Source organism: Luteibacter aegosomatissinici (assembly GCF_023078495.1).
Classification (GTDB): domain Bacteria; phylum Pseudomonadota; class Gammaproteobacteria; order Xanthomonadales; family Rhodanobacteraceae; genus Luteibacter; species Luteibacter aegosomatissinici.
In genome coordinates this window covers 2,361,433-2,383,947 of the sequence record NZ_CP095742.1, presented here as the reverse complement: position 1 = coordinate 2,383,947, position 22,515 = coordinate 2,361,433, and the positions used below count along the sequence as shown (strand labels likewise).

The window sequence follows — 22,515 nt, the reverse complement described above, 5'->3', positions numbered from 1 at the left end:
CCATGTCAGGCCATCCGGTACTCGCGTGCATTGACCGCGAAGTGATGCGAGCATCACGGTATTACGCGTAGTCTTGCCGAGCGACTCTTTCCTGCGGCACACACGGAATCGCAGCGAGGCCGTCGTCGCAGGGATGGTGGCAATCGGTCTGGCACGCTCACCCCTCGAACGGATCGCGCAGAGCGGATCAAAGGGACTGAAGAATGAACCTGGTGAAAATTGCCTCGGCTGCCATCCTGGTCGCGGGCACGCTTGCAGCCGCAGCGGCGGTTGCCGCCGAAGCCGCGATGACTGCGCCAACGATCACCGATCCGGCATATGCCGCACCGGTCCGGCTTGTGGACGTTGGAGGTGGGCGGCGCCTCAATGTGTATTGTCGGGGCACGGGCTCACCGGCGGTCATTTTCGATGCGGGCCTCAACGACTCGTCTGTGTCCTGGGCCTTAGTGCAACCAGAGATCAGCAAGAGCAACACAACATGCTCCTATGACCGCGCAGGCCTCGGGTTCAGCGATGCGCCGACGCGCCCAGGCGACGCGTCCAACGATGTTGACGATATCCACAAGGCCTTGATGTCGCTTCATGTCGCGCCGCCCTACCTCCTCGTCGGCCATTCGGCAGCCGGTTTGGCGGTGAGGGTCTTCGCGGATCGTTACCGTGATGAGGTTGTCGGCATGGTCATTGTCGATGGCTCGCATGAAGACATGTCGGAACGGTACAAGGCGCTCGCCACGCCGGAAGCCCAGGCTCATTGGGACGACGACCTGAAGGATACGACGTGCGTGGACGCAGCCAGCGGCGGCGAAATCCCTAAGGATTCGCCTGTCTACAAGCGCTGCGTCGGCGAGCCCGACCCCCGATTGAGCCGGGCTATCAACGATGCGGAGCTGGCGTATGGTGCCAAGCTCAAGTATCAGGCCGCTGTCACTGCGGAGTATCGCGCCTTCTACGGAGCCAGCATTGCGCAGGTGCGTGCCACCCGACACGATTTCGGCAACATGCCCATCATCATGCTTACGCAGTCGCCGCAACCGCCTCGTAACGGCCGCACGCAGGCCGATCAGGATAAACGCACCCTCCTTCTGGAAGAGCTCCACAACAAGGTGGCGGCGATGTCCACGCATGGCGTCAACATGATCGTGCCTCGCAGCGGCCACCTGATTCCGTTCGACCGCCCAGAGATCGTGATTGATGCCATTCGTATGGCGCTCGCAATCGCCCGCGAAGAAGACGTAGTTAGCCATGTCGGCCAGTAGCAAGAGGTGCCCGTATTTGCCCGGATCTCTGGCTGTATTTCGGCGAATTTGGGCACCTCGCGCCCCTAGTTTCCAAATCTTACGCCAACTTTCTTCTGGGTCACCCGACCCAAGGCTTGGTGAGTCCCCGACGGTCGCTCGCCTCGAGTTGACGCTCGTCGAGCCCATCCTTTAACTTCATCGTTCGCACCACCCAGCCTGCCGTGGCCGGCAGCCTGGAACCGCGCAACTCAGGGGATCCACCCATGTTGAAGGAAGTGCTCACCACCCTCGTGGCGGTTGGCTGTCTTGCGAGCACGCCGGTGGCATGGGGAGGCGAGCCCGCCACCCAACCCGTGGTGACCGATCCGGTCTACCTCGGAGCGGCCCGGTTGGTCGATATTGGCGGCAGACGTCTCAACTTGTACTGCCGTGGAGCGGGCTCACCCGCCGTCATCTTCGATTCCGGCGCTTACGATACAACCATCGCGTGGGCACTGATCCAGCCGGAAATCAGCAACGCCCACATGACCTGTTCATACGACCGCGCTGGGCTCGGATTCAGCGATGCCGCTGTGCGGCCAGGTACCGCTGGAAACGACGTCGATGATATTCACAAGGCACTCCAGGCGGCTCACATCGAGCCGCCTTATGTGCTCGTGGGACATTCGGCCGGGGGGCTCGCGGTTCGGATCTTCGCAGACCGCTACCGTTCGGAGGTTGTCGGCATGGTGATCGTCGATGGTTCTTACGAGGAGCAGGTCAGCGGGGGGAAGGCCCGAATGGCGCTTGAGGTCAAGGAGATGCCGTCCCTGGCAGGGCCGTCCGCAGCGCCGGCACCCAACTGCGTGGAAGCTGCGAAGTCGGGCAGTATTCCGAAGGATTCACCCCTGTTCGAGCCTTGCGTCGGGATCATGTATCCCGGTGTCAGCCAGGCCATTACCGATGCGACTTCCGCCGCCATGGCCTCACTGAAGTCGCAAAAGGCCATCACGTCGGAGATGGAGAACTTCGGTACCGTCAGTGCAGACGAAGCACGGGCGACGCGCCGGGATTTCGGCGACATGCCCATCATCATGCTGACGCGCTCGCAGTCGCCCGCCCGCAACGGCTTTCCACAGGCCATGCAGGACCGGCGCAACATGGATTGGGAGCAATACCACAACGAGGTCGCGGCCATGTCGACCCGGGGCGTGAACTGGATCGTTCCGCGAAGCAAGCACGCGATGAACTACGACCGGCCGGATATCGTCATCGAGGCCATCCATCAGGCGATAGCGATGGCGGCCGAGCCGGCGCCCGCGGTGAAGGCGCTGCAAGGTCACCCAATCGTGACTGATGCTGCCTATACCCGCCCGGCACGCCTCGTGGATGTCGGTGGTGGCCGGCGTATCAATCTGTACTGTCGGGGGGCGGGCGCGCCTACGGTCGTGTTTGCCGCAGGTGCGGCTGATAGCACCGTTGCCTGGGGGCTCGTCCAGCCGGCCATCAGCGAGACGCATGCCACTTGTGCGTTCGATCGTGCCGGGCTCGGATTCAGCGACGCTGCCGTACGGCCCGGCACAGCCGCTAACGAAGCTGACGACCTGCACATGGCCTTGCAAGCGGCCCATGTGGCGCCGCCTTATGTGCTGGTGGCGCACTCCGATGCGGCGCTATCGACGCGTGTATTTACCGGCCGCTTTCGCGACGACGTCGTCGGACTGGTCATCGTCGATGGAACACACGAAGACCAGTCCTCCCGCCTTAAAGCGATCGCGCTACCCGAGGCGAAGGCTCATTGGGACGACGACATCCATGACACGACATGCGTGGACGCGCTGCGTGACGGAGAGATTCCGAAGACGTCCCCGGTCTATGCGCGTTGTGTTGGCGAACCCGATCCACGCTTCAGCCAGGCCATCAACGATGCGCGACTGGCGTATGGAGCAAAGGCGAAGTACCAGCTGGCCGTCAGGTCGGAGACTCAGGCCTTCCGGGGTGAAAGCGCCGATGAAGCACGCGCAACGCGAAGCGATGTCGGCGACCTGCCGCTCATCTACCTGACCCACGCTCCCTTCAAACCCGCGGCGGGGGTCACCCAGCTGCAGCAGGACCAGCGCACCGCCACCGTCGAGCAGCTGCACAACGACGTCGCGGCCATGTCGACTCGTGGGTTCAATGAAATTGTCCCGCGCGCCGGACATCTCATTAACTACGACCGGCCTGAGATCGTGATTGATGCAATTGATCAGGTGTTGCGCATGGCTTCGGAGGCGGGTGGGGAGCGTGATGCCGGGCGACGAGCGCCTGCGTCTCCGTGAATCGGGGCGGTTTGTGTTCAGGCCGTGGGTAGTGGCGCATAGCCCGCCTCTCCGTGGCCATCTGAACCTGACGGCGGCCAGCCGCTCGCTGCCTGCCGTACGCCACCGGAGTGCTACCGTCATCTCCCGGCGCCCCCGACATCTCGGCGAGCAGAAAGCAGGGTGATAAGCCCGTGTTATCGCGGGTAGATCAGCGCAAGCTTTGAACTGAGATTTGACTGGTTATGAAGCTAACTAACGTGGATGAAAGCCGAAACAATGCCTTGGATTTTCTGGCATCGCCAGGTAGACCAAAGCGAGGAAGAGCCGTGACTTCCATTTGATTATCGATCAACTCGGTAATACCTTTTCTCAGCGCATATGGCATCCTTGGCTAAGGAAGGGGCGACTGAGGGTTGCCCCGCGTCAAGGGATAGTAGGGGAGGGGCTGTGACACAGCTTGTGGACGTATCCATTCGGTTGGCGCAAGAGGGGTTGCGGCCGCCCGAAATGCCGTTTCTTTCTCGCGATCCAGGCTTCATTAGGGCACTTCTCTTTCAGCCGCAAGGCGCCATCGTCGCCACCGACAGGAGCGTCAGCGTCCTCGATCGTGACTTGCTAAGGATGCAAATGAGTGGCTTTCTGGGACGAGCCGTTGCTCTCGGTTCGGACTTGGTGGCTTGTCCCGAATACTCCTGTCCTTGGACCGCACTTTTCGATGCTATTGGATCCGGGACTGTTCCAGCAGAGGGCAAGTTGTGGGCTATTGCGTGCGAAAGCATTTCCGCCCCTGACCTGCGCGCGAGGCTAGAGGCTCTCGAAGGTCGCGTCCGAGTGGTGATTAACTGGCCAGCACCAGGCGCCAATGGAGAATTTTTAGACTGCTTGTGCTACCTGTTCGTGACGCGCACCCAAGCAGATGGCCCACCGATCATGCTAATCGATGATCCAGTTGCGCACATTGACGATCTAAATTCCTTAGCGCTACTCGACTACTTGGCGGACATCGCGGAGACCGGAGCCCGGCAAATCTTCTTTGCCACCGCGGACGATCGACTGGCAAATCTCTTTGCGAAGAAGATGGGCTTTTTAGGCGCAACGAATTTCCGAGAGATTGACTTAACGCCAGGCATCGACGAGGAGGAAGGGCACCCGCTTCATTGAATTGCGCAATCTCTGCGTTTCGGTTTATGTGAGGTGTCACTTAAGAAGCCGCGCCGCGGGATTCTCTTCCACCTGACCGGCCTGAAAGTATCCAATCACGCTAGCGACGGAGCGGTGCTCCGTCATCGCCATCACCGCTGGCAACGGTACGCCTTGCTTGCCCGCCTCGGTGACAAAGCCTGAGCGGAGACTATGGGCACCGAAATCCCCATTTAGCCCCGCCATAATGGCTCGGCGTTTGACGACTGAGGCCACCGAGCCGGGTAGCAGGGCAGGGCCGATCCGATTCTTCCATATGCGCCGAAAAATTGCCCCCTCTCGTATGCCTGCCGCTTCGAGCCACGCCGCGAGCGCCTGAGCGCTGCGTCCTAGGATCGGCTTGTCAGGCGTCGAATCTACCTTCACGCCGGCCTGCTGCGTCTTCGAAAACTCCAACCGATAGATGTAGCTGTCGTCACCGGTCTTGCGCAGGTCGCACAGGTCGGCTGCTGCGATCTCGCTGCGTCGACGGCCACCGCTGGCAAAGCCGAAGCAGAGTAAGGCGCGGTCGCGCAGCCCTTCCAGCGAGTCGTCACATGTGGCCAGCATGGCCTCGAGCTCCGGGCGCGTGATCGCAGTCTTCTTGGTCGGCCGCTCACCGCGTTTCACCGCGGCACGCCGGGCGCGACTGAGCAGCGTGCGGACGGTGGCTAGCTCGCACGGGTTGGTCAGTCGTTTGAGCTTGTGTGCCGTCGACAGCACGGCCACGCGTTGGGTCACGGTGGCGAGCTTGGGCGGCCCGAGCTTCGCCTTGAGGCCGGACGCGACCAGTACTTGGTCGACCGCCGGCGGCAGCTCGCTGACCAGGCCAGCTTTGCTTTTCCGCTGGATATGGTCGACCAGGAACTGGATCACCACGGTCTCGGTCACCGGCAACGTCAGCTCCATACCAAACCGCGCCTGGTGCCAGCCGGCCCAGTAGCGCAGGGCGGCGGCATAGCTGCGGGTGGTGTTGGCCGCGGCGGCTTCGGCCAACAGTTCACGCACGGCGTCCGCCGCTTGCTGGGCCAGCTGTTCCGGCAAGACCAAGCTGGAGGCAGGTGCGGAGAGATCAGTCGAGGTGCGTTTATGCTTCATAATATGTAATGTGAATTACGATATAGAGCTGATACTAGCGATAATCATCACTTATCGCGAGTAGAGAATCAAAGGGCAGGGTGCTCAACCACGGAGACATAGCGATGGCACGCGGGATCACAGAAAACGACGTGCACGGCGCCGCCGATGCGCTGGTGGAAGCAGGCGAACGACCGACAGTCGAGCGCATTCGCGCGCATCTGGGATCCGGCTCGCCGAACACAGTCACTCGGCACCTGGACAGTTGGTGGGGCAGGCTGGGCTCGCGGCTGCGCCAGCAGCGTCAGGCTGCGGCGTTGCCGGCAGCACCCTTCGCGATCGGCGACCTGGCGGCGCAGCTCTGGGATGCCGCCCTACGCAGCGCGCGCGAAGAGGCCCACGCTGCGCTCGCCACCGACCGTGAAACCTTGGCCGCCGAGCGCGAGGCCCTCGTCGAGGCTGACGCGGCCCGCCAGGCCACCGTCCGTGAGGTGCTCACCGCCGCAGAACATGCCGCGCATGCCCAACGGTCCGCCGAGCAGCGCCTGCGCGACCTGCAGCAATGGTGCGATCAGCAACAGACGCAGCTCAACGACCTTCGCGCCCAGCGCGATGCCGCCGAGGAGCGGGTCCACCGCGCCGACCAGGAAGCGATGGCGCAGGCAGCACGAAGCCGGACGCGCGACGCGGAGGACGCGGCCGAACGGCAGCGCCTTGCCGAGCACGTACGCGCCGTCGAAGACCGAGCGCATGCGGAGGTCGACCGGATCCGCGCCGAGCTGCGCGCAGTGCAAAAACAGCGGGATGCAACGCAAGGCGAGCAACGGACCCGTGACGAGGCAGCGCGCCGGCGCGAGGCCGCGCTGCGCCAGGCGGTCATCGATGCCCAGCGTGAAGCCGCGGTAGCCGCGGCCCGCGCCGATGCCGTCCTGACCACCCAGCAAGCACTCGTGCGCCAGGTCCGCACGCGCGCGAAAGCCGCAGCGACCGTCCCGGCGCAGAGGCCGGCCACACCGCGCCGCCGCGCCACCCCCGGCCAGGCAAAGCCGGCCGCGAAAAAGAAGGTGCGCGCTAAGCGTGGGGCCTGATCCCCGGCGATTGCCAGTGGAGGCGGAAAAGCAGGGAGGCGGGAGTTGCCTGCCTCCTTGCGACTGCGGCCTATCGCTGGACGTCCGGGATCGCCAGCGAGCGCGAAAGATCAAAACTCACCACGCGACGCTGACCGGCCATCATCGATGGTGAATCACAACTGGTCGGTGACCGGCCGGTGCGGATTGCGGTTTGCGGAGTACCAATAGCTCGCGATGGAGGGCTGCAGCATCGATCGACAGCGTGACAACATTTCCTGATCTGGTAGCCGTGAAGGTGGCGACGCGATTAGCCGACGTGACTCAATTTCCTACTGCGCGGATCACAAGAATAGGAAATGATGTCACAACCCAAATGGATTAGCCCGCCGAGCAACGAGCAGTTATAACAACCAGTTACGGCCGGCAGTGCCCAGAACGTGACATGATTTCACGAGGTGACAGGATTTGCTGGCCATGGGACAGGGAATGCTGGTCGCCGACACGCACCAATAATGTGCCTAGCCTGAGGGCGTCCCACCGGTTGTCGGCAGGGCAAATCGGCGGCGGCACGCTCTCAGACGCAGTTGGTGGGTCGCCGACAACAAGAAACGCTGGTCGCCGATGCTAGCCGTCGATGGATACCTCAGGTGCAGGCCGGTAGCAGTGTCGTTAGCCGTGCCGTCGCGACATCGTTAATGTCGGTGAAGGCCTAGCCAGAAACGGTGTCGTCGAAAAGTGTGCCCCGATCAATCCAGCCCTCGGAGCAAAATCAACCACCTAGCGCGGAGTCGACGCGCCTGGCGATAGAATTACTGACCGACGACGAGGTAAATGGCTAGGCGACACAGTTATTGGCCGACGACAGTTTCGCGCAGGCGCGTAAACATGTCGCGAAGCTTCGAAATGCAACGTTTCGAAGTTGACATAATATACATTATGCGCACATGTGCGTGTATGCGCGCGGAGCCTTTCCCTCTCACCCATGGCGCCTCAAACGTCTGTCGCCCAGGGTTTTGCCAGGTTCTCTTGAATCACCGCCACAAGCGAATCCTTCATCGACATGGCCTCGATTGACCGTCTGAGGTACGCATCGTCGGAAACCAGGGCGGCACTTTTGTCCCAGGCCCTCCTAACCGACGAACCATAGGCGGACTCGGCCTTGATGACCGAATCACGAGGAACCGGCCCCCAGGCCTCAATCATCATGGCAAGGTCAATGATGTCCCGACTCATCGTTGACCGATCCATCCCGCGGTCAGCGTTGGCGAGCAGTTTCTCGGCGTACGCATCTACGTGGGCAAGAACAGGCACGCCTTCGATGTCTAGCGGGCTCGCATCAAATTCGATGCGAGCTTCCCGCACGAGTTCAAAACGAATATTCACTCCATCGACGTCAATGTACGTGGATATCTTGTCGCGATCCGTTCTGACGTCGCGAGCATGCTTTATTGCCTTGCGGAGTAATCCTCCGAGCGTCGGTGGCGCAATGGCTTCGCGCAGGCTTCGATACCCAGCCGCATCTGCGCAAAGAAAATCTATATCGACCGACTCTCTATATTCGCCACACTGCAGGACGATCGCTGTGCCGCCGCCGAAGTAGCACTTAGCGTCCTTTAGCAGCTTTCCATCCAAAGCGCGCAGGATGTGCGCTATACGCTGGTGATGTGGCCTCTCAAACATGCAGTACCCCATTTCCGTATCGATTTACGAGGTCGTCGAGTAAACGACGCTCCTTATCGTTCATCTCGTTCCGATCCACGAGATCCCAATTTCGCTCGTAAAGGGCAAGTGCGTCCGGCTCGGGAATAGTTCGCTTACCCGGTCGATTCCAGGCGAGCCGTTTCAGCTGCGGAAACTCGTCAATGGCGACCAGTGGCTCGCCGGCAGTCGGTATTAGGTTCAGGGCGCGCATCACCGCCGCATACGTGCCCATCGCGACCGATGGCTTACCCTGCTCCACTTCTATCAACTTCTGGCGCCCTACCCCTGCCGCGTGCGCGACCGCAGCCTGAGTCATGCCCATGCGGGTGCGCGCATCCTTAAGCATCTGGCCAAGGTCGCGAAGGGGTTGGAGGATGGGATCTGGCGTAATCATGTCTCGAATATACGACATTTAGCCAAAATGTCACGTTAACGCGACACCACTCCTCACCCATCCAAACGCGCCGCATGATCATCTGCGTGGTTTGCTTGCTGAGGTCCGCGCGCTAACGGAGCCGGGTGCGTCCGGGCTACCCCACCAAAACCCAGCCCTTTTCGAGCTGCACCACCGGACCCCGGTAAGCCTCAAGACGCTCCCGACGCAATGGTCACTTCTGGCAAAACCGCTCGGCTTTCGCCGTGCGTATCATTGGGCTCTTTCGGTGTGCAGTGGAGCAACGGATCAATGAACCCAGTCCTGGCCAGCGCCGTGTTCGCCGTCGCTGCGGTGCTACCCACGGGACATCCCGGGCCTGGCCAACTGCCAAAGAAGCCGGTCGTTCTTCAGTTCGGGCCTGGAATAAATCACGTCAAGCTGGATGGTCAGCCTTATACGTTGGTGTCGGCATGGCGTGATAACGGGAACGCCCATGGTTACAACGTCGTGAATGTGTACGCGGATGGCCCGGTTAGCAATGGCGCCGTCACCCTCGCTGCGATACCGGTGTTTGTCCGTGATCCCACGAACCCCAAGAAGGAACAGCCCGAAGAGCTTGGCCTGACGACGTCGGGGGGTGCAGATTGCACGCTGCATACCTTCCGCATCTTCCATAGCAATGACGCTACGGGCACCCAACTGGTCATCGCCGACCGTGACTTCGGTAAATCGTTTGGTGACACGGAAAAGGTGCACTTCACGTTCTATCGGCTGGTCGACCACTCCGACGATGGTGCTGGTGATGCGCCGCATTCGTTCGACTTCGACCATGTAGTCGACGCCGCGACGCGCTATTGCGACGTTGATGAGGCACTACAGAAAGAACTCGGCATGCCGCCCGTCGCCGGCGCGAGTCTTCCCTGGGCCGGCGAGTGACGTCAACCAGAGATGTAGCTGGATGCCCGGCAACGGTTCGTTCGCTACCGGGATCGCACAGATTTGACTTGAATAACTACGCGGGTGGGTCCGTCCATCGAGTCGACCCACACAACCACTGTGGCGTGCGAGCCGCCGATCATAAGATTGAAGAATCGATCGACGCCCGAATCCGTCAATGCCACGTGACCATTCGGAAACGAGATGTCGCATACAGCGACCTGCAGAAGCTCATCGATCTCTGGCACGTCTAGCCCCAGGAAAACCTCCGTCTCTCCGTCAACAGCGGCTTGAGTCGCGACAGATACGCAAGTGCTTGTGGAACTCACGACCTTCTCAGGGTCATATTCAGGGATTACGGCGTCCGTGTTCGTAGGATCCAGAACGAAAATGATACCGTGTGTGGGTCGTACCATCATGCTCTTCATTTTTGGTCCTTCACTTGTTGCTGCTTCACGTCATCGCTCTGGCGCACCATGCAAGCTGCCCTGCTGTGAATGCCCTTCCCTCCCATGCCGTTGGTACCAAGAACGGCATAGGCCGACCGATGGATCCCGCCACCATGCGAGCAGTCGTACGCTGCAAGCATGGATGTCATAGACGAAGAACGCCAACTTGCCCGCGCCCAGATGGCAATGGATGCGATGGCGATCGGTCATGCCCTCCTCGATAGCGATGTCGACGAGGCGCGATTCCGCACGCACCTGGTGCACGGGGTGGCGTCGCGCCACGGCTTCGTCCAGATAGCAGCTGCGGCCCATGGGGTTAGCAGATTGCTCTCCCGGTCAGAGGTAACCGTCATACCGGGCATCGGGCGAGCCCTGTTGGCATTACTCGGCGCCATCGACCGCGTTTGACACTGGCGAACAACGCCCGGGTAATATCCTGCCAGCGACGCGCTTCAGGGTGTCGATTTCCAGCCTGCTCATTCGACGCCTACATGTGGCGACCTCCGCCATCCAGGAGAACCCCGAATGAACATCCATTTCGCCCCGTTACGTCCCGGCATGGCCCGGATCGGCCAACTCGGCCGCGCCGCCGCCTGTTCCGCGGCGCTCCTTTTTGCCCTAACCGGCGCGCCACTGCACGCCAAAGACAACCCCGGCATGGCACCCGTCGACGCCTACCTGATGGACAAGGCGGCGGAAATCACCCTGGCCAGGAGTGCCGCCCCCGAATCGATTTCCAAGGACGCCACCGTTCTGGTGCTAACCCGCAAGGGCTACGAAACGGCAGTAACGGGAACCAACGGCTTCGTCTGCTACGTGGGCCGCGGGTTTGGCGGCGCCCCTGACTGGCCGGAGCGCTGGGACCCGAAGATCCTGGCCGCCGCGTGCGATAACCCGCCCGCGGTGCCCACCATGACGGCGCTGCTCAAGCTCCGCACTGCCCTGACGCTTGCCGGCAAGACCGACGCGGAAGTCATGGATCGCATCAAGACGGCCCTGCGCACAAAGGAAATCCCGCCGCTCCAGGCCGGCGCTATGTGCTACATGATGTCGAAGAACGCGTATCTATCCGCGCAAGGCGACCACAACATGGCGCACGTGATGTTTTACGTGCCTGCCAAAGATGGCGCGACATGGGGTGCGAACTTGCCAGGCTCACCCCTGATCGGTGGGAACTACTGGTACCTGCTTCCGGGGCATGAGGCCGAGGCCGCCGCCCTCCCCCCTATCTCGGTGTTTCTGCTGGCAACAAGCACGTATTCGGACGGTGCACCAGTAGCGCCACACGCTATGTAGGAAGCTAAGACGCATGGTCAAAGGAGGACAGTTACGCCGGACGTGGTCCTTGACTTCACGTCATAGGTACAGCGAAACGTAAACGTCTGTGCCTGGCTACCCGCACCGGCGAAGCTTCCCTCCCCAGACACATCCACCCTGTTCTCGCCGGAAACGGAAGCATCAGTGCGGCTGACCTTGACGCCGCCGGCCGACGGCACTCGTGAGCGCACCTCCTGGCTCGCCGCATCACTGCAAGCGCCAACCGCAAAGGGATCGACGACCTGGTGATCACGGGCATCAAACGATGACCATTGCGCCCACGCAGCCAAGGGCACCCACAGTGCCAAAAACACCCATAACGCTCTCATGCCGGTCTCCCGTCAGCGTACGGACGGCTCCACGCTCGCCCACCCGGCGTCATGAAGAGCCGAACGTCCCGTGAAGACGTCAATGCACGGCGCGAGCATCGAGCGACCGGACTAAGGAAACACCCGCCCGTTCTCACAACGCAGGTTGGTGCCGGTATACGCGCTCCCCTTCACAAGCACCACCAGGCCACCGATACAGCGCTCATCCGTTCCGAGCAAGCGGCCACGGCGCGTCCTGCCTGCCTCAGCGGCGACGCGGGGATCGGGTGGCCGCACCCAAACCGACTGTGGAGATGGCGCGTCCTGCCTGAGCTGCTCGAGCACCGCTTTCGCTTCGGCCAGTTCGCGATGGCGCACGTACTCGTGGTAGCCGATGTATCCAACGACTAGAATCAGCGCCCCTGCAATGATTGCCCACGGTCCCGTCATGCTGGCATCCCCTCCTTAGAACGGCGGAGGATACCAGCCTTGGAAATTGAACGTCATGATCCACATTCGACCCGCCGCACCGACCGACAGTGCCGCCCTGCTCGCCCTTTGGCTGCGCTCCGTCCGTGCCACACACACGTTCCTGAGCGAAGCCGATATCGAAGCACTCATCCCTGCCGTGCGCGATGCCGCCCTGGTGATGCTGGAGGTATGGGTACTGGCCGATGAAAACGACCAGCCACTCGGCTTCATGGGCCTGGACGGCACAAAGCTCGAAGCCCTCTTCATCGACCCCGCCCATGCCGGCCACGGTGGTGGCAGCGCGTTGATCGCGCATGCCGTCACACGCAAGGGCCCCTTGAGCGTCGATGTGAACGAACAGAACCCGGACGCGCTCGGCTTCTACAAGGCGAAGGGTTTCGAAGTGACCGGACGCTCGGAAACGGACAGCGATGGCCGTCCGTTTCCGTTGATTCACCTGGCGATGTTGCCGACCACGAGCAACTGATCGGCCTCACGCCACGGGATCGAGCTGGGCGTCGCCATCGGTGTTTGCATCCTCGATGCGCCCAAATTGCATGATCAGGAAGCCGGTAGCGATCGAGGCTACCGCGGCGCCGATCAGCGTCGTTGGCAGGCCCACGGTATCGACCGCGCGGCCGCCCACGAACGCGCCAACCGCGAAGCCCATCTGCAGGATGGAGACAAACACCGCACTGGCGCTTTCCAGCTCCTTGGCCGCCGCACGGGCCATGAACCCCTGGGTAGCAATGGGCAGGGCGCCGAACGCGAAGCCCCAGGCCAGCACGGCGATGGATGCGATCATCTGCGACTGGCCGCCCAGCGTCAGCAAAAGAATGGAAAGACCCAGGGCCGCGGCGGCCCCTGCGTAGGTCACCCGCGGACCGCGATGCGACAAGGCCCCGCCGACGAAGTTGCCCACGAAGCCTGCGACGCCGTATCCCAGCAACAACGAGGAAAGCAACGCCGGCTGCATCTTCGTGACGTGCTCAAGGAACGCACCCATGTACGTGTAGGCGGCGAACTGGCCGGCGAAGGCGAGGAAGCACGCAAGCAGCCCAAGCCGCGCGCTGGGAATACGGAAGATGCTTGCCAGGTGCCTGACCGTGACGACTTCGGACGGGGGAAGCCGCGGCAGCAATACAAGCTGCGCCACGAGTACGAGCGCCCCAAACGCGGCAACGCTTTCAAACGCGGCACGCCAGCCAAACGCACTTCCGATCAGCGCGCCGGCAGGCACGCCCACAACGGAGCCGAGCGAGATGCCGGCGAAGATAATCGCGCTGGCCCTGGCCACGGAAGCGGCCGGAACGATCTTGGCCGCGACAATGCTGCTGATCGCCCAGAACGCACCGACATCGATGCCAAGGAGCACGCGCCCGAACAAGGCGACGCCCAGGCTGGGGGCAAGCGCGACCACCAGGTTCGACAGCATCAACAAGGCGCTGAGCAGGCAAAGCATGATGCGCCGGTCCATGCGCTTTGCACCAAGCATGACCGCTGGCGCGGCGATCGCGGCGGCGAACGCAGGCACGGTCATCATCAGGCCCGTGGCGCCCTCCGGCGAGCCGAAATCCGCCGACATGCGGGTAATCAAGCCCACGGGGATGAATTCGCTGGTCACGAGGGCAAACGTGCCAAGGGCGACGGCGCCCACAGCCAGCCACTCGCGCAGGGCGGCCTGCGGCCCGATAACGGGCCGGTCAGAAAGAGAAGACATCGGATTTCCAGTAAAAAGCGCACCCGCAGGGCGGTGGCGTATAGTTATGTAGCAATGACTACACAAGGTAGGGGCGCTCGACCCCGGCGTCAAGAAAAATCTGTATTATTTGCTACATAACCAGCGGAGATAAGAGATGGCGGGTGGCAGGCCGCGAGGCTTCGACATCACAACAGCACTGAACCAGGCGATCGATGTCTTCATGGCCAAGGGCTACGACGGCGCGACGCTGTCGGACCTTACCGGTGCGATGGGTATCAACCCGCCGAGTTTCTATGCCGCGTTTGGCAGCAAGGAAGGGCTGTTCCGGCAAGCCATCACCTGCTACGAAGAAGAGCGCGGCGCCCTGTTGAAGGGCGCACTCCTTGCTCCCACCGCTGCCGAAACCGTCGAGCGCTTCCTGCGCGACAGCGTCGAGGACCAGATCCGCCCGGATCGCGTCCATGGGTGCCTGTTCATCCAGGGCGCGCTCGTGTGCGGAACGCAGGGCGAAGGTTTGCGCGAACCGCTTGCCCAGGCGCGCCTTGCTGGCTACGAGCCGCTCGCTGAACGATTCAGGGCGGCACAGGGCACCGGGGAGATCGCAGCAAACATCGACCCCGATGCCCTGGCCCGCTACGTATGCGCCGTCGTCCATGGCCTTGCGGTGCAGGCGGCCAGCGGCGCATCACGCGAACAGATGACCTGCGTGGTCAAGATGACGTTGCGGGCATGGCCAGCCATGACCGGCAACGTCACCGTTCCGTCGACTTAAACGTTAGCCAGCCCCTTCCCTTCCGGTATACCGGCATCCGCCCGCTCGGCCAGCAACGAACTGGCCAGCTGAATCAGCGAACCCAACCCGTTCGCGCCGCCTTCGCCGCCGCCCAGCGAGATCTTCGGCACGATCGCGATCTGCCCATCGCGGATAGCCTCAGCGAACTGGGCACCCAGGGTGTTGATCAGCTGCAGGCGAGCGCCCTCCCCGGTCAGCGCCTGCGACTTGGCCTGGATGGCTTCGGCTTCCGCCTTACCCACCGCCGCAATGGCCGAGGCACGGCCGTCGCCTTCGGCGGTGAGGCGGCGGCGCTCGGCATCGGCGTCGATACCGATGACGTTCGCGCGCTTCGTGGCCTCCACGACATTGGCATCACCGACGTTCTTCTTGATCTCGATATGGATCATCGAATTGGTGAGCTCTGCCTGGATATCGGTCTTGGCGCGTGCCTCGCGCAGTGAACGCTCCTTGGCCGCCGATTGCTCCTGCAGTTCGAACGTGGCCACCTGCTCGATCGCCACCTGGCGATCACGCAACTGGTTGAGGATGGCATCGATGCGGGCACCCGAGGCATTCCCCGTGCTGCCATGCGGCGTGCCGATCAGCACCTCCTGCAGTTCCAGGTTGTAGGCGGCGAAACGCCCCATCATCTCCACGCCCGCTACGTGCTGGATTTCGGCACGGTTCTGGATCAGTTCGATCAGCGTTTTGGTCTGGCCGATATTCTTGAAGTAAGCGCTTACCATCGGGTCGAGGGTCTGGTCCACGAGGCGTTTGATGTCGCCGAAGCGCTGCACGACCAGCGGCGCCTTGCGGTAATCGATATGCACGACCACAGAGAGCGGTAGCAACGGCTCGAACGCATCCTTGGTAATCAGCGAGACCTCGGAAAGGTTCTCATCGAACTTGTGCAGGTTGGTTACTTCCGGCGTCCACTTCAAAATGAAGTTGGTCGTCGGCACAAGCTGGATCTTGCCCGCGTACGTGTTGAATGCGTATTTGCCAGGCAGCAGCGGCTCCTTCCACACGCCACGGCACGAGCTATCCACCAGCTCGCCATGCGAATAACCCTCACCGGAGCGATCGGTGCCGATCGTGCCGATATACGAGACCACCACGCCCACGAAGCCTACCGGCACCACGGTCTTGGCGATGTAATCCACCGTCGCAAACAGGCGATTGATGTAATAGGTACCCTCGACCAGTACCTGGTGCTGGCGGCCGCGGTTACCACCGGCGCGCAGGAAGGCATCGATATTCTGGAAGTTGTTGTGGAAGGTGGCCTTCTCCGCCGGGTCCTGGCCCACGCGCGACGCGACGATTTCATCCGGCGGGAGCACCGGGCCGTCGTGCACGGTTACCACGCCGAGCATGTCATTGCTCGTGTCGTCGGCCTGGGCCGAGGCGTTCTCGCGGCGGCCGCCGATAATGACTGGCTGGAAGCCGCCGCGCTCCTGCAGCACGCTGCCCATGTGATCGATGGTGCCGCGCTCCTCTTCGGAAAGCAGCAAGCCATGGACCCGCGATGCCGTGATAATGGCGAATTGCGCGACGTTAATAGCATACGTACCTTCGCGAAGTACCGTGCGCTGCGGGCCCTTCTGGCCACCATTGCGCAGGAACGCATCGACATCCTCGATGCCGGTCGGCACCGTACGGCCGAGCGCCTGGCCTTCCTCGAGATCACGGCCATCGCGCGCGAAGACGTAGCCAAGTTCGCCCTGGGGGATGGTGACCAGGTCCACCTTGTGGACGCGCCACTGGAACGGAAAGAAGTAATGCAGGCCGCCGCGCAGCACGGTCGGTTGGTAACCCACCTCTCCGTTTAGCGCGATCAGTCCGCGAACGACAGAAGGTGCACCCCACAGCCGCTCGACGACACCGACGCGGTCATTGGGGATGTAGACAATCATGCGTGACGCAATAACGAGCACGATCAGTACGACGACGGCCACTGCGATAGCAATTAGCCAGGTCATGGCTGGATGTCCTTATGTGAGTGAAGAACGCAAGGGCTCATACCGCGCCATCAGGAGCGGATGAGGTAAAAAAGAGGCAGGGTCAGACGCGCCGCGGCTTGCGCTGCGGTATCGTCAAGGAAAGGTTGGACGCGAGCTCTGTGCCAATCCGGTCGCGGTACGCCCTGGGACGTTGCGATCCGGCACTGATTTACTTCGTGGGCGGCATGGCTATGGGGTCTCAGGAACGCGGATTCGCGTAACGTGGTGCGCAACATACGCCGACGTCCGGTGATACACAATCACACCGGATCGCCCTGGCGCAGGAAATCAAACCAAACGCCACCCGCTTTCGCCAAGCGCCGCGCGGCACGCCGGTGAATGGTTACGCGGTTATCCAGCCCACAGGTTATCGCCATGCACAACGCCATAACGATCAAGACGGACGCCGGCAGTTTCAACGCTTACGTCGCCTACCCTGCCGCAGATAAAGCACCGGCTGTCGTGGTGCTACACGAAGTGTTCGGCGTCAATGATGACGTCCGCCAGACCTGCGACGCCCTCGCCGAACAGGGGTTTATTGCGATCGCACCCGATCTGTTTTGGCGGCAGCAGCCGGGCGTGGACCTGAGCGTCACCTCCGAAGCCGACTGGAAGGCGGGCCTCGCACTCTACATGGCTTACGATCGCAATGCCGGCGTTACGGATGTCGTCGCAACGATCGATGCAGCCAGGCACCTGCCCCGCTCCACCGGCAAGGTGGCCGTGATGGGTTATTGCCTCGGCGGATTGATGGCCTTCCTCACGGCTGCGCGGAGTAACGTCGATGCCGTCGTCGCATTCCATGGCGGCGACACGGAGAAATACCTCGATGAGGCACCCGCCGTCACGGCGCCCCTCATCATGCACCTGGCCGACGAAGATGAATTCATTACGAAGGCAGCGCAGGCCGACATCAAAGCCGCACTTGCTGGCAAGCCCAATGTCACGATTTACAGCTACCCGGGATGCAATCACGCGTTCTCGCGGCACGGCGGCACGCACTACAACGCGGAGGCTGCCCGTACCGCTAACGATCGGACCTGGGCATTCCTGAAGCAGGCACTGAGCGCCTGACGTATAGCAACCAGGGCAGTTCGCAAACTGCCCTGGTCGACTCCCGCGGCGCGAATGAATGCCGCGCTCAAACGGCGCTTATCAACTACCCGGCGTAAGCCCCGCCGAGATTGCCCCGGCATAACCGGCAGACAACGTACCGCCGTTATAGGTCTTGCCGGCGACATCGTCGTAAAGCCACAGGAACGCGCCGGTGATGCCGCACTGCCCTTCCCAGCTGGCGATCTTGCTCTGCGCTGACGGCACGGAGAGGCCACCGGACACCGTCGTATCGGCAATACCCGGGTAAACCGGTACGCCACCGAAGTTCCAGCCCGAGCAGGGGTTGTTACCGGAACCGCCGGAATACGCCTGAAGATGCACACCATCGATGGTGCCAGCGCGCTGCTGGTTCACCTGCGAGACGACCCCCGTCCAGTACGAGGCATTGGTATAGGCATCGGGCATCACGTGGTAGCCGAGCTTGCCTAGCATCACTGAGAAACTCACGGTGGACGCCGTGTCGTAGCTGTTTTCGTCATCCAGATCGATGGCGTCGATCGACGGAATGGCCGCCTTTAGTGCCTGGAAATTTCGGTAAAGAATGCCTGACGAGCCGACACCACCGTTGGCACCCGTACTGTTGACCAGCGCCTTGATGTGCTGGAAATCGCCGACATTGGACGAGCCGATGCTGAAGGTGATGCGCTTGACGCCGGCCGCCTTGAGGCTGGCCAATGTATTGGGGAAGCCCGCGTGCGTCTGGTCGCCGATATAGCTGCCATTCGAAACAATGGGGAATTCGCCATTGAGGTTAAGGTCGCCATTGGCGGCGACTTCCACGCTCCACACGATCACTTCATCGAAACCCGACTGGCTGAGCTCGGTCAGGCTGGCACTCTGATTCTTGTAGATGGGCCCGCCCGTGAATATGCCCACGTAGCCGGTCGACGCGGCAAGCGAGGGTTGGGCGCTGAACAAACCCGCCGAGGCAAGGGCTAACGCAAGCAGGGTCTTCATGTCGCAGGTCTCCGTTGGCGTGGGGAAGCACAGGGATGCGATATCCCATTCATGCTGGCGACCCACGCGCATTAACGGTGTGACCTGTTCGGCAAATCGTGCTGCCGAGTATCGCTAATCAGTCTGTGACACCGACAATGACAGAGGCCGCATCGAAGATCGCAAGAACCGCCATACCCTCGACAAGCCCCAGGCTCTCGGCACTGTCCTTCGTAATAATCGACGTCACGGTGCCACCGCCTTCAATGTCGATGCTCACTTCGGTGTTGACCGCACCAGGATGAATGCGCGCCACGGTGCCGGGCAATTGATTGGACGCGGATAGACGCCCCTCGCCCGGCAACCCAAGGATGATCCAACTGGCCTTGATCAATGCGATCACGGGGCGACCAGGGGCAAGGGCGAGGTGATCGGTGCTCTCGCGCGTAACGGTCGCCACCAATGCGGCGCCGCCCGTGGTCCTGATGGTGATGCTGTCGTTCACCGCGCCCTGCTGGACACGATCGACAACGCCGGCAAGCTGGTTGCGCGCACTGGTTCGCATGGTGAGGTGCCTTAGAAGGTGGATATCCTGGGTGGCCTCATCGCCAAGCGAGGCCAGGTGTTCGACAAACTGTCGATGCGCCGATTCGATGCTGCGGAAGGAAACGATAAGACGCTCGGCGCGCGGGGTGAGCGTGGCGCCGCCCCCGCCCTTACCGCCCGTGGCCCGCAGGACCAGCGGCTCGCCCGCCAGTTGGTTCATGGCCTCGACCGCATCCCACGCGCCCTTGTAGCTCATGCCCACGGCCTTGGCGGCCGCGGTGATAGAGCCCGTCCGGGCGATCTGGAACAGCAGTTCGACGCGGTCCGGCCCACCCCAGCGGCGCGCGCCATCGGTAAGCCAGAGGGAGCCTTCGTAGCGAAGCATGCGGCGGCCGTCGGAGAGGATCGACCGAGTCTAGCCCTGGGGCCGCCGGCCCGACCAGCCCGGGAGCAGGAATTTACATGCCCTTGCCCGCAAGTTCTTGTAGCCTCAGGCTCGCTGTATAGGCCGCTTTATATCGCTGTCAGGCGTCCCGGCCCTGCCGGGTTCGGGGATTGGGGAGACACCATGAAACGTTTTGTCTTCGGCGCCATGGCGCTGCTGTGCCCTGTAGTCGCAGTAACGGCCCAGGAGGTGACGGGTCCGGCAACGCCCACCGAGGACAAGAAGGACGTGACGACGCTCGAAAGCGTCACCGTCTCCGCTCGCCAACGTGACGAAAACCTGCAGAAGGTGCCATTGGCGGTCTCCGTCGTGAGCGGCGAATGGCTCGATCGCTCGTATACGGTGAACACGCAGCAGCTCAGCCTGCTGGTCCCGTCGCTGTACTACAACTCGGCCAATCCACGGAACACGGCGTATACGATCCGCGGCCTTGGCTCGAATACCCTTTCAGTCAGCGCAGCGAACGACGGTATCGAACCCGGCGTGGGTTTTTATGTGGATGGCGTTTACCACGGGCGCCCGGCGACGGCCGCTTTCGACTTCACCGATATCGACCGGATTGAGGTGCTTCGCGGACCCCAGGGCACGTTGTTTGGCAAGAACACCACCGCCGGCGCAATCAACATCACCAGCCGCCTGCCCACGTTCCAGCCTGAAGGCAGTGGCGAGATATCCCTGGGCGAACAAGGCTTCGTGCAGGCCAAAGGTACGGTATCGGGCCCACTGACCCAGACCGTCGCGGGCCGGCTCTCCGTGCAATACACCGAGCGCGATGGCACGTTACACAACGTGACCACCGGCAAGGACGAGAACGAACTGAACAATTACGCCGTGCGCGGCCAGTTGCTATTCAAACCGGACGACAGCCTGAATATCCGCCTGATCGGCGATGTATCCAACCTGGATTCCGATTGCTGCACGCAGAATTACCTGCGCGTCGGCAGCAGCCTGCGCAGCGCGGCGCGGCAATTCGAGGGCCTGGCAGCAAACCTGCCGGCGCACGGCTTGCCCGCGTATTCACCACCCAGCCGCAACATCTACGATCGCCTCACCGATATCGATGCGCCGCTGCATATCGATACCCAGGACGGTGGTGTCTCACTCAATGCCGACTGGAATGTCGGCCCCGTGACACTGACCTCGATCTCGGCATGGCGCTACTGGAAATGGGATGTCGCCAACGACCGCGACTACACCGGTGTGCCCATCCAATTGGTACAGCGCATTCCGTCGCGCCAGGATCAGTACAGCCAGGAGTTCCGGGTGGCATCGAACGGCGATGGCCCCTTCACCTACGTCGGCGGCCTTTACTTCTACACCCAGGAAATCAACGGCAAGCCGATCAGCATTTACGGGCCAGCCGCAACCTACTGGCTGGTGAGCACGACGAGCTTCCCGCGCATGCCGGATAACCTGGCCGATGGGTATGGCCAGTACGGCGATTCGCATTACCGAATGAAAAGCTACGCGGCCTTTGGTGAAGTGAACTACCACTTCACGGATAAGCTCATTGGCACGGTCGGCGTGCGTTACACGTACGAAGACAAGAACGGCACGTACTCGACGACGGTGTCCGGCGGCTTGCCGACAACACCCGGCAGCATCCAGGACAATGCCAAACTCTCGCTGTTCCGGCCGCAGAGCTATCGCGCCTCGGATAATGGCGGCAATCCGTCGGGGCGCCTGAACCTGTCGTACCAGTTCACCGACAACCTGATGGGTTACGTAGGCTACGCCTACGGCTACAAGTCCGGCGGCCTCAATATGTCCGGCCTGCCGCTGGATGCCGCGAACAACCCGGTGCTGGCCACCGCGGTGATCAAGGACGAGACAAACCGAACCGCGGAAGCCGGTCTGAAATCGGCATGGTGGAATGGCCGCGCCACGGCGAACTTTGCCGCCTATCGAACCGTGGTGCGTAACTACCAGGCCAATATCACCTCCAGCACCGAAACGGCCGCCATCCGCACATACCCAGCGAATATCCCGGAGGTGCGGGTGCAGGGCGTTGAGGGCGATTTTGCCGCGCTGCTCTTCAGGGGCTTCACCGTGCGCGCGTCGTTCGCGTACGCGGATGGCAAGTACACGGATTATCCCAAGGGCCCCTGCCCGCTGGAATGGCAGAACCCCAATGCAACGGGCGGTTGCCAGCCGCTGGTCGTGCCGGCGAGCCTGGCGATCAAAACCTCAAACCCGCGCGGCAACCCGGATACGCCGGGCGCTTATGTACTCACGGGCCTGCCACTCGCGGGGCTCTCCAAGTGGGCTGGCTCACTCGGATTCGATTACGAACTGCCCATCGGTAGCGACGCATTCCTCGTCCATGCCGACACCAGCGCGCGCAGCGACTACAACTCCGATACGGCCAACTCGATTTATACCCGCATCGCAGGCTACGCGGTGGTCAACGCCAGCATCGGTTACCGGTTTGACGATAACTGGGAAGTGGATGTGTTCGCCCGCAACCTGTTCGACCGGAATTACGTCACGGCACTCACCGTGCAGACGGGCAATTCGGGCCTGATCCTGGGCCAGCCGAGTGATCCGCGCCTGGTGGGCGTCACCTTGCGCGCGCACTTCTGATCCCAGAT

At 62.1% G+C, this 22,515-nt stretch carries 19 protein-coding genes; 11 read left to right on the top strand and 8 right to left on the bottom strand.

Annotated elements, in window-relative coordinates; all coding sequences use genetic code 11:
- The first annotated feature begins 203 nt into the window (after nucleotides 1-203).
- The 3 genes from L2Y97_RS10710 to L2Y97_RS10700 all read left to right on the top strand — a co-directional run bounded on the left by L2Y97_RS10710 (nucleotide 204) and on the right by L2Y97_RS10700 (nucleotide 4,681).
- On the top strand, nucleotides 204-1,256 hold the full coding sequence (locus tag L2Y97_RS10710; RefSeq protein WP_247436463.1) for an alpha/beta fold hydrolase: 1,053 nt from the start codon (nucleotides 204-206) through the stop codon (nucleotides 1,254-1,256).
- Between the two features lie 245 nt (nucleotides 1,257-1,501).
- Nucleotides 1,502-3,538, top strand: a complete 2,037-nt coding sequence (locus L2Y97_RS10705; RefSeq protein WP_247436462.1) for an alpha/beta fold hydrolase — start codon at nucleotides 1,502-1,504, stop codon at nucleotides 3,536-3,538.
- Nucleotides 3,539-3,967: 429 nt separating this feature from the next.
- Nucleotides 3,968-4,681, top strand: a complete 714-nt coding sequence (locus L2Y97_RS10700) for an ABC transporter ATP-binding protein (RefSeq protein ID WP_247436461.1) — start codon at nucleotides 3,968-3,970, stop codon at nucleotides 4,679-4,681.
- A 36-nt stretch (nucleotides 4,682-4,717) separates the two neighbouring features.
- On the opposite strand, the gene L2Y97_RS10695 is transcribed toward L2Y97_RS10700, so the two are convergent.
- Nucleotides 4,718-5,797, bottom strand: a complete 1,080-nt coding sequence (locus L2Y97_RS10695) for a site-specific integrase (RefSeq protein WP_247436460.1) — start codon at nucleotides 5,795-5,797, stop codon at nucleotides 4,718-4,720.
- A 104-nt stretch (nucleotides 5,798-5,901) separates the two neighbouring features.
- Between L2Y97_RS10695 and L2Y97_RS10690 the strand changes: the two genes are divergently transcribed.
- Nucleotides 5,902-6,864, top strand: a complete 963-nt coding sequence (locus L2Y97_RS10690; RefSeq protein ID WP_247436459.1) for a DNA-binding protein — start codon at nucleotides 5,902-5,904, stop codon at nucleotides 6,862-6,864.
- 972 nt (nucleotides 6,865-7,836) lie between these two features.
- Here L2Y97_RS10690 and L2Y97_RS10685 read toward each other — a convergent pair.
- Nucleotides 7,837-8,526: a nucleotidyl transferase AbiEii/AbiGii toxin family protein gene (locus L2Y97_RS10685; RefSeq protein WP_247436458.1), complete on the bottom strand. Its 690-nt coding sequence runs from the start codon at nucleotides 8,524-8,526 to the stop codon at nucleotides 7,837-7,839.
- Nucleotides 8,519-8,959 (bottom strand): helix-turn-helix domain-containing protein, encoded by a 441-nt coding sequence (locus tag L2Y97_RS10680; RefSeq protein ID WP_247436457.1) that lies wholly within the window; start codon nucleotides 8,957-8,959, stop codon nucleotides 8,519-8,521. Before L2Y97_RS10680 ends, L2Y97_RS10685 begins: the two co-directional genes overlap by 8 nt.
- Nucleotides 8,960-9,232: 273 nt before the next feature.
- On the opposite strand from L2Y97_RS10680, the gene L2Y97_RS10675 reads away from it, so the two are divergent.
- The 3 genes from L2Y97_RS10675 (at nucleotide 9,233) to L2Y97_RS10665 (ending at nucleotide 11,604) form a co-directional block, all read left to right on the top strand.
- Complete coding sequence (locus L2Y97_RS10675) at nucleotides 9,233-9,859, top strand: hypothetical protein (protein WP_247436456.1); 627 nt, start codon at nucleotides 9,233-9,235, stop codon at nucleotides 9,857-9,859.
- A 587-nt stretch (nucleotides 9,860-10,446) separates the two neighbouring features.
- Nucleotides 10,447-10,716 carry a hypothetical protein gene (locus L2Y97_RS10670; protein ID WP_247436455.1) on the top strand — a complete coding sequence of 90 codons (270 nt, stop codon included), beginning with the start codon at nucleotides 10,447-10,449 and terminating at the stop codon, nucleotides 10,714-10,716.
- A gap of 150 nt (nucleotides 10,717-10,866) precedes the next feature.
- The gene (locus L2Y97_RS10665; protein ID WP_247436454.1) at nucleotides 10,867-11,604 is read left to right on the top strand and encodes a hypothetical protein; all 738 of its coding nucleotides are present in this window, start codon (nucleotides 10,867-10,869) and stop codon (nucleotides 11,602-11,604) included.
- Nucleotides 11,605-12,065: 461 nt separating this feature from the next.
- Here L2Y97_RS10665 and L2Y97_RS10660 read toward each other — a convergent pair whose 3' ends face one another.
- Nucleotides 12,066-12,383 carry a hypothetical protein gene (locus L2Y97_RS10660; protein ID WP_247436453.1) on the bottom strand — a complete coding sequence of 106 codons (318 nt, stop codon included), beginning with the start codon at nucleotides 12,381-12,383 and terminating at the stop codon, nucleotides 12,066-12,068.
- A gap of 55 nt (nucleotides 12,384-12,438) precedes the next feature.
- Here L2Y97_RS10660 and L2Y97_RS10655 point away from each other — a divergent pair, with 55 nt between their 5' ends.
- Complete coding sequence (locus L2Y97_RS10655) at nucleotides 12,439-12,891, top strand: acetyltransferase (RefSeq protein WP_247436451.1); 453 nt, start codon at nucleotides 12,439-12,441, stop codon at nucleotides 12,889-12,891.
- A gap of 6 nt (nucleotides 12,892-12,897) precedes the next feature.
- Here the strand turns inward: L2Y97_RS10655 and L2Y97_RS10650 are convergent, their stop codons facing one another.
- Nucleotides 12,898-14,124, bottom strand: coding sequence for an MFS transporter (locus L2Y97_RS10650; RefSeq protein WP_247436450.1), 1,227 nt, complete (start codon nucleotides 14,122-14,124; stop codon nucleotides 12,898-12,900).
- 136 nt (nucleotides 14,125-14,260) lie between these two features.
- Between L2Y97_RS10650 and L2Y97_RS10645 the strand changes: the two genes are divergently transcribed.
- Nucleotides 14,261-14,878 (top strand): TetR/AcrR family transcriptional regulator, encoded by a 618-nt coding sequence (locus tag L2Y97_RS10645; protein ID WP_247436449.1) that lies wholly within the window; start codon nucleotides 14,261-14,263, stop codon nucleotides 14,876-14,878.
- On the opposite strand, the gene L2Y97_RS10640 is transcribed toward L2Y97_RS10645, so the two are convergent.
- On the bottom strand, nucleotides 14,875-16,860 hold the full coding sequence (locus L2Y97_RS10640; protein ID WP_247436448.1) for an SPFH domain-containing protein: 1,986 nt from the start codon (nucleotides 16,858-16,860) through the stop codon (nucleotides 14,875-14,877). The genes L2Y97_RS10645 and L2Y97_RS10640 overlap by 4 nt on opposite strands.
- 396 nt (nucleotides 16,861-17,256) lie before the next feature.
- On the opposite strand from L2Y97_RS10640, the gene L2Y97_RS10635 reads away from it, so the two are divergent.
- Nucleotides 17,257-17,955 carry a dienelactone hydrolase family protein gene (locus L2Y97_RS10635; protein WP_247436447.1) on the top strand — a complete coding sequence of 233 codons (699 nt, stop codon included), beginning with the start codon at nucleotides 17,257-17,259 and terminating at the stop codon, nucleotides 17,953-17,955.
- Nucleotides 17,956-18,036: 81 nt separating this feature from the next.
- Here L2Y97_RS10635 and L2Y97_RS10630 read toward each other — a convergent pair whose 3' ends face one another.
- Together L2Y97_RS10630 and L2Y97_RS10625 are read right to left on the bottom strand one after the other, a co-directional pair.
- On the bottom strand, nucleotides 18,037-18,954 hold the full coding sequence (locus L2Y97_RS10630; protein WP_247436446.1) for a hypothetical protein: 918 nt from the start codon (nucleotides 18,952-18,954) through the stop codon (nucleotides 18,037-18,039).
- A gap of 118 nt (nucleotides 18,955-19,072) precedes the next feature.
- The gene (locus L2Y97_RS10625; protein WP_247436445.1) at nucleotides 19,073-19,864 is read right to left on the bottom strand and encodes a TOBE domain-containing protein; all 792 of its coding nucleotides are present in this window, start codon (nucleotides 19,862-19,864) and stop codon (nucleotides 19,073-19,075) included.
- Nucleotides 19,865-20,047: 183 nt separating this feature from the next.
- On the opposite strand from L2Y97_RS10625, the gene L2Y97_RS10620 reads away from it, so the two are divergent.
- Nucleotides 20,048-22,507: a TonB-dependent receptor gene (locus L2Y97_RS10620; protein WP_247436444.1), complete on the top strand. Its 2,460-nt coding sequence runs from the start codon at nucleotides 20,048-20,050 to the stop codon at nucleotides 22,505-22,507.
- Nucleotides 22,508-22,515 lie beyond the last annotated feature (8 nt).